At 64.4% G+C, this 5,457-nt stretch carries 7 protein-coding genes; all 7 read right to left on the bottom strand.

Annotation, left to right across the window (positions count from 1 at the left end; translation table 11 throughout):
- Positions 1 to 377 (bottom strand): class I tRNA ligase family protein (locus WEA77_RS04680; protein ID WP_368066705.1); only part of this gene is annotated, 377 nt, incomplete at its 3' end.
- A 192-nt stretch (positions 378 to 569) separates the two neighbouring features.
- The gene (locus WEA77_RS04675) at positions 570 to 1,130 is read right to left on the bottom strand and encodes a YbjN domain-containing protein (protein ID WP_368066704.1); all 561 of its coding nucleotides are present in this window, start codon (positions 1,128 to 1,130) and stop codon (positions 570 to 572) included.
- A 160-nt stretch (positions 1,131 to 1,290) separates the two neighbouring features.
- Positions 1,291 to 2,217, bottom strand: a complete 927-nt coding sequence (ribF, locus tag WEA77_RS04670; RefSeq protein ID WP_368066703.1) for a riboflavin biosynthesis protein RibF — start codon at positions 2,215 to 2,217, stop codon at positions 1,291 to 1,293.
- Positions 2,217 to 2,648, bottom strand: a complete 432-nt coding sequence (locus WEA77_RS04665; protein ID WP_368066702.1) for a MaoC family dehydratase — start codon at positions 2,646 to 2,648, stop codon at positions 2,217 to 2,219. The genes ribF and WEA77_RS04665 overlap by 1 nt, the downstream gene beginning before the upstream one ends.
- Before the next feature lie 58 nt (positions 2,649 to 2,706).
- Positions 2,707 to 3,558: a TIGR01459 family HAD-type hydrolase gene (locus tag WEA77_RS04660; protein WP_368066701.1), complete on the bottom strand. Its 852-nt coding sequence runs from the start codon at positions 3,556 to 3,558 to the stop codon at positions 2,707 to 2,709.
- 33 nt (positions 3,559 to 3,591) lie between these two features.
- Entirely contained in the window at positions 3,592 to 4,158 is a 567-nt protein-coding gene (locus tag WEA77_RS04655) for a hypothetical protein (RefSeq protein ID WP_368066700.1), read from the bottom strand.
- A gap of 69 nt (positions 4,159 to 4,227) precedes the next feature.
- The coding region (locus WEA77_RS04650; RefSeq protein WP_368066699.1) for an EAL domain-containing protein at positions 4,228 to 5,457 on the bottom strand (1,230 nt) is incomplete at its 5' end.

The following is a 5,457-nucleotide window of genomic DNA, read 5'->3' as shown; positions in this document are numbered from 1 at the left end:
GAGTCCTTAGGGCGGTTCCTCGAGCGGAACTCCTCTTCCACCTTCCATTCGATGGGCAGGCCGTGGCAGTCCCAGCCCGGCAGGTAGGAGGCGTCGAAGCCCTGCATCTGGTGCGAGCGCACGATGATGTCCTTGATGATCTTGTTCAGCGCCGTGCCGAGGTGAATGTGGCCGTTGGCATAGGGCGGGCCGTCGTGCAAGATGAACGGCTCGCGGCCCTTTGCGGCCTCGCGCAGCTTGCCGTAGAGGCCCATCGCGTCCCAGCGCTTGATCCATTCCGGCTCGGCCTTGGGCAGGCCGGCGCGCATCGGAAACTCGGTTTTCGGCAGAAACAGCGTGTCGCGGTAATCGCGTTCAGTCGCAGCGGTATCGGTCATGGCGGGGGGCGTATCTTCTTCAGCAAAACGGGGATGGGCGAGCGGGCTTAACCCGGCCCCGGCTGAAGAAACGCTTCAGCCGGCGGCCGGGCCGCTAATTCGAATTGCCCGGATCGCCGCGGAATAGGTCATCGGCGCAGCGATTATCATGCCCGCCCCGGCCCTGTCACCCCTTTCGGCGCGGACGGCCGGCTACCACTCGTCGTCGTCATAGGCGGCATCATCGGCGCCGCCCGGCCCATACTCGCCCACCTGCCAGATATAGTCTGCGGCCTGCGGCGCGATGGCGAGCAGGTTCAGGAGGTTGTCCTTGATGTTGCGGATGGTCATGCCGCCGTCGAGGATAACGTAGCGGGCGATGCCGACCGTGGGGCTGATCCCGTCCGTGCCGCCGGCCGAGTACCAGGCGGAGGTGGCGGCCCACATCAGGTTGGCCTCGTTGATAAGCTCCAGCGTTTCCTGACCATCTGCGTCGTAGCGCACCTGCATGTTGATGCCGAGGCAGCCCGTGTCATAACCTTCGAGATCGCAGGCTGCGCCGAACACGTTGAAGATCAGGCCGGTGCCGTTGGTGTCGGTTGCCCGGACAGAGACGGCGCCGTCATCGCCGGAGCTGTTGATGGTGTAGCCTTCCTCGGTCAGGATGGTCTGCAATTGCTGCAGGTTGACCGTTTTGACGACCGCATTTTCGTCGGCCAGTGCGGGCATAGCCGCGGCGGCCAGAATGGCCATGGAAGCGATGATACGGCGCATGAATTCCTCCCCTTGAGGCGCTGGATACCGGAAAATACTCTGCCTGTTTCCAGCGGCTGTGAAGGGCGGGAAAGCCGCCAAATTGCGGAATTTTCATGATTTCAGCGAGAGGTGGCCTGCCGGGCCCATTTGTTTGCCACGTCCCGGGGAAACCACGTGATCACGCGCCGTGCGCGAGGATGGCCTTCGCCTCGGCAGAATCAAGATGCATCTGCTCCACCATCAGGTCGAGCCTGTCGAAGCGGCGCTCGGGGCGCAGGTAGGCGATGAGCTGCACTTCGAGCCGTTTGCCGTAAATATCGCCTGCAAAATCGAAGATGTGCGTTTCCAGCAAGGGATCTCGCAGGCCAGTGGTGGGGGTGCGTCCGAAATTGGCGACTCCCGGGCGCCAGTCCTGCTCGCTTTCGATCCGCGCACGGACGGCATAGACGCCGTGCTTGGGGTGGATCAGCTCGCCGAGCTGGATATTGGCGGTGGGAAAGCCGAGCTTGCGGCCATTGCGCTCGCCTGATTCCACGACGCCGTCCGCGATCCATGGTCCGCCGAGCATCTTAGCGGCGAGTTCCGGCTCGCCCGCCATCAGCGCCTGCCGGATAGCTGTGGAGGAGGCCTTGGCGCCGTGCTCCTCGACTTCCTCTACAATCGTCACACCGAAGCCGAGCGCGCGGCCAAGGCTGGAGAGACGCTGGGCATGGCCCATGCGGCCCCGGCCGAAACGGAAGTCGGAGCCGACCGAAATATGCGTCGCCTTCAGGCCGTCTACCAGAACGCTGCGGACGAAGCCCTCATCAGTCATCGCAGCCATTTCGCCATTGAACGGCAGTTCGAAGACGGCGCCGGCGCCGGCTGCAAGAATGGCGGCATTGCGGCGCTCGGGCCGGAAGATCCGGAACGGCGGATCGCCCGGGCGGAAATAGGCGCGCGGCGGCGGCTCGAAGGTGGCCACCGAGAACTTGCCATGCCCGGCGAGCCGGGCAGCCTCCATCACCGCATTGTGGCCGATGTGCAGCCCGTCAAAATTGCCAAGCGCGATCGAAGCGCCCTGGGCGCTTTCCGGAAGTCCGCGATACTCCGCGAAGACGGCCATCACTTCCCTCGGCTTGGCGCCACCACTTCCGCTTCACCGGTGATCACCCGCTTGCCCTCGACGATGCATTCGACCTTGAGGGTGACCCGGTTGCCGCGGTCCTGCTTCTCGGCGACTTCAGCGCGTACGGTGACGGTGTCGCCGATATGGACCGGGCGCTTGAAGCGCATTGACAGGCCGACGAAGATGGCGCCCGGGCCTGGCAGGTTGTTGCCGAGGATGCCAGAGATATAACTGGCGGTCAGCGCGCCGTGGGCAATGCGCTTGCCGAAGATCGTGCCGGCGGCGAACTCATCGGACATGTGCAGCGGGTTGAAGTCGCCGGACACTTCGGCGAAGCGCTGGATGTCGTTCTCGGTGATCGTGTGCACGGTCTCGTGTGCCTGGCCGAGCTGCAGGTCTTCATACTTGAAACCGGAGAAAGTTGTCATGCCTTGGGGGCTCCTGAATCCTTGATGTTTTGTCCGTTACACGCCGCCGCGCGCGCCGTCACCATCTGAGGCCCGTCATGGCATAGGTGGCCTCTTCGCCGTAATCGGCCAGCAGGTCGGTCACTTCGGCCTCGAAATTGGGGCCGTGCTGCTTCAGGCCGGTGCCGACATAGAGGCTGTCGAAGCCCTGCAGGCGGGCGCCGCGCACGTCGGTGGCGGGGCTGTCGCCAATGCACAGGATTCGCTTCGGAGGCGATTTCAGCTCCGAAAGCCTCGCAACGGCGAGGGTATAGATCGGCGCACAGGGCTTGCCGGGATAGATCACCTCCCCGCCCAGATCCTCGTAGATGTCGGCCAGCGCGCCGGCGCACCAGTAGAGCTTGCCGCCGACGCGGACCTGCTTGTCCGGGTTGGCGCACAGCATCGCGATGCCCTTGGCGGCCGCCCGGGCGAGTTCGGCGCGGTAGTCTTCCGGCTGATCCTTCACCTGGTCGCGCAGGCCGATGCACAAAAGCAGGTCAGCCCGGTCGTCGTCGATGAAAGTGTGGCCAAGGCCTTCGTAGAGGAACCGGTCGTGTTCCCAGCCCTCGTCGCCGCCCATTCGCCAGACGGTCATGTCCGGGCGCGCAGCCAGTTCGGCGCGGGTGGCGTCGCCGGAGGAGACACAGGTGTCGAATACAGCGTGCGGGACGCCGAGCGGCTCGAACAGTCGGATGACCTGCTTGTTCGGCACGGGTGCATTGGTGATCAGGCTGACCTGCCCGCCCTGCTGGCGGAACTTCACGAGCGCCTCGCAGGCCTCAGTAAAGGCAGCGCGGCCATTATGGATGACGCCCCACACATCACAGAGGATGGTGTCGTAGTCCGGCGCGAGTGCGGCGAGGCCGGCAGGAAACTGAGGAACATTCATCGGGGCGCGAGGTAGGCCGGACTGGCCGGAGGGTCAATCGCCCAGGCCGCAGGCCGAGGCCGGCAGCGGGTTCAGCACCCACTGGACGGCAGTCGGGATCGACACGGACTGCGGCAGGAAACAGCCGCGCAGACGATAAGCCGTTCCGGGACCCTCTGCGGTGGCAAAGGCTGGGTCGTACTCGCAGGTGAAGAGGTTGGCCGGATGGTCGACCGCCGATCCCATGCGCACGTCCAGCAGCACGTGGTTCGAGCCCGTCGGCACCGAGATCACCCCGGCGTCCAGGGGCCCGAACGAGCATTCGTTGACCGGCGCGTAGAAGCCGTCCTCGCCCTGCACGGTCGGCGACAGTGGCGGGCGGAGCGTCAGGTCCATGCGGACCGGCACAAGGTCCATCAGCGGATCGAGCAGCGCGGGCGGCAGGTCATTGCCGGCTTCCGGCAGGTTTCCGGTGATGCCGATGAAGGCAAGGCGCGCTTCGGAGACGGTGGTGATTTCTGGCGCGGCGGAGGGCGCGGCGAGTTCGCTGGACTGAGGCGCGATCACGCAGGCGCCGATCACAGCCAGCAGGCTGACAGGGATCATTCCGGAAAGTTTCATGGGACCGCTTCCTCCGCAGATGCGCCCCAGATGGCCCCTGAATTCCGGCTAAATCAAGCCGGAAACCCGTCAACCGAACTTTGTGAGCCTGTCGATCAGTTCCTGCGGAGGCGCGGTGTCTTCCATCAGGGAGGCCTTAACAGGGCGAGGGGCGCCGAACACATGCCCCTGACCATAGGGGATGTCGTATTCGAGAATCTCGATGACGCTCGCTTCGTCCTCGATCTTCTCGGCGATCAGAGTGATGCCATAGCGCGAAAGGACAGCGCTGACTTCCTTGCCATCCAGGCGGCGATTGATGTTCGAGGCGGGGCGCTCGCCGTGTGGGTCGCGCAGGATGTCGATCAGCTGTCCGGCATTCATCTTGATGAACCGCACACCGGCGGCCTGCAGGCGCGACAGATCGAACGAGAGGCCATGGGCATGGTCCAGCGAGAAGCGGAAGCCGAGCGCGGTGAGCTTTTCCATATTGGCGCGCATCACCGCCGAGCGGGCTTCGAACTTGTCGGCGCGCAGTTCGAAGATCACCGAGCCGGAGAGGTCGCGGTTCTCGGCCATGAATTGCAGGAACAGCGGGAACAGGCCCGGGTCTTCCAGCGAGGCAGACGCGATGTTGCAGAACACGCCGACGCGGCGGTCGCGCTCTGCCAGCTTGCGCACGATCTGCACGCAGCGGAACATGGTCAGGTTGTCGATAATGCCCATCAGGTTGGCGCGGCGGCCCGCATCCAGGAAATCAGCTGGCAGGATCAGCGAACCGTCGGCCCGGCGCAGGCGCGTCAGGCTCTCATAGAAAGAGACACGCCGGTGCGGCAGCGAGACGATGGGCTGCAGGTGCAGGTCCACCCGGCCGACACTCAGCGCTTCGCGGACATCGCGCAGCACAGCGTCTTCGACCGGCGAGGCCTGTCTCTGGCCGGCCGTTTCCGTCAGCTTGCGCTCGAAGGTGTTGGTCAGCTTCTCGATCAGGGTCTGCAGTTCCTGCATTTCCTGTTGCAGGTTTTTGCGCTGCTCGCCCATCTCGTGCTTCAGGGTTTCTTCGACCACGTCAGTGCGCGCTTCCAGCACTTTCACGGTGCGGCTGGTCGAGGTGACGTCTTTCTCGATACGGACCAGGCGCTCTTCATACTTTTTGGTCGCGGAGCCTGCGCGGGCGAGCACATGGATCTGGCCGAGCACGGCAGACGTGATCGCACCGCCCGCAATCGACAGGGGGAGTCCCACGGTGGTGACCGTTAACATGCCGTAGCCCACGCCTGCGCCAGCGGCGAGGTATAGAAGGAACAAGACAAACGTCAT

The organism is Hyphomonas sp., from assembly GCF_040882205.1.
GTDB lineage: Bacteria > Pseudomonadota > Alphaproteobacteria > Caulobacterales > Hyphomonadaceae > Hyphomonas.
Note: the sequence above shows the minus strand (reverse complement) of the source record. Positions and strands in the feature narration are given on the sequence as shown.

What these genes read in the sequence shown, in the direction of transcription:
- WEA77_RS04665 (WP_368066702.1), bottom strand. Translation starts at nt 2,648, where the DNA reads ATGACAACTTTCTCCGGTTTCAAGTATGAAGACCTGCAGCTCGGCCAG.
- WEA77_RS04660 (WP_368066701.1), bottom strand. Translation starts at nt 3,558, where the DNA reads ATGAATGTTCCTCAGTTTCCTGCCGGCCTCGCCGCACTCGCGCCGGAC.
- WEA77_RS04675 (WP_368066704.1), bottom strand. Translation starts at nt 1,130, where the DNA reads ATGCGCCGTATCATCGCTTCCATGGCCATTCTGGCCGCCGCGGCTATG.
- ribF (WP_368066703.1), bottom strand. Translation starts at nt 2,217, where the DNA reads ATGGCCGTCTTCGCGGAGTATCGCGGACTTCCGGAAAGCGCCCAGGGC.
- WEA77_RS04655 (WP_368066700.1), bottom strand. Translation starts at nt 4,158, where the DNA reads ATGAAACTTTCCGGAATGATCCCTGTCAGCCTGCTGGCTGTGATCGGC.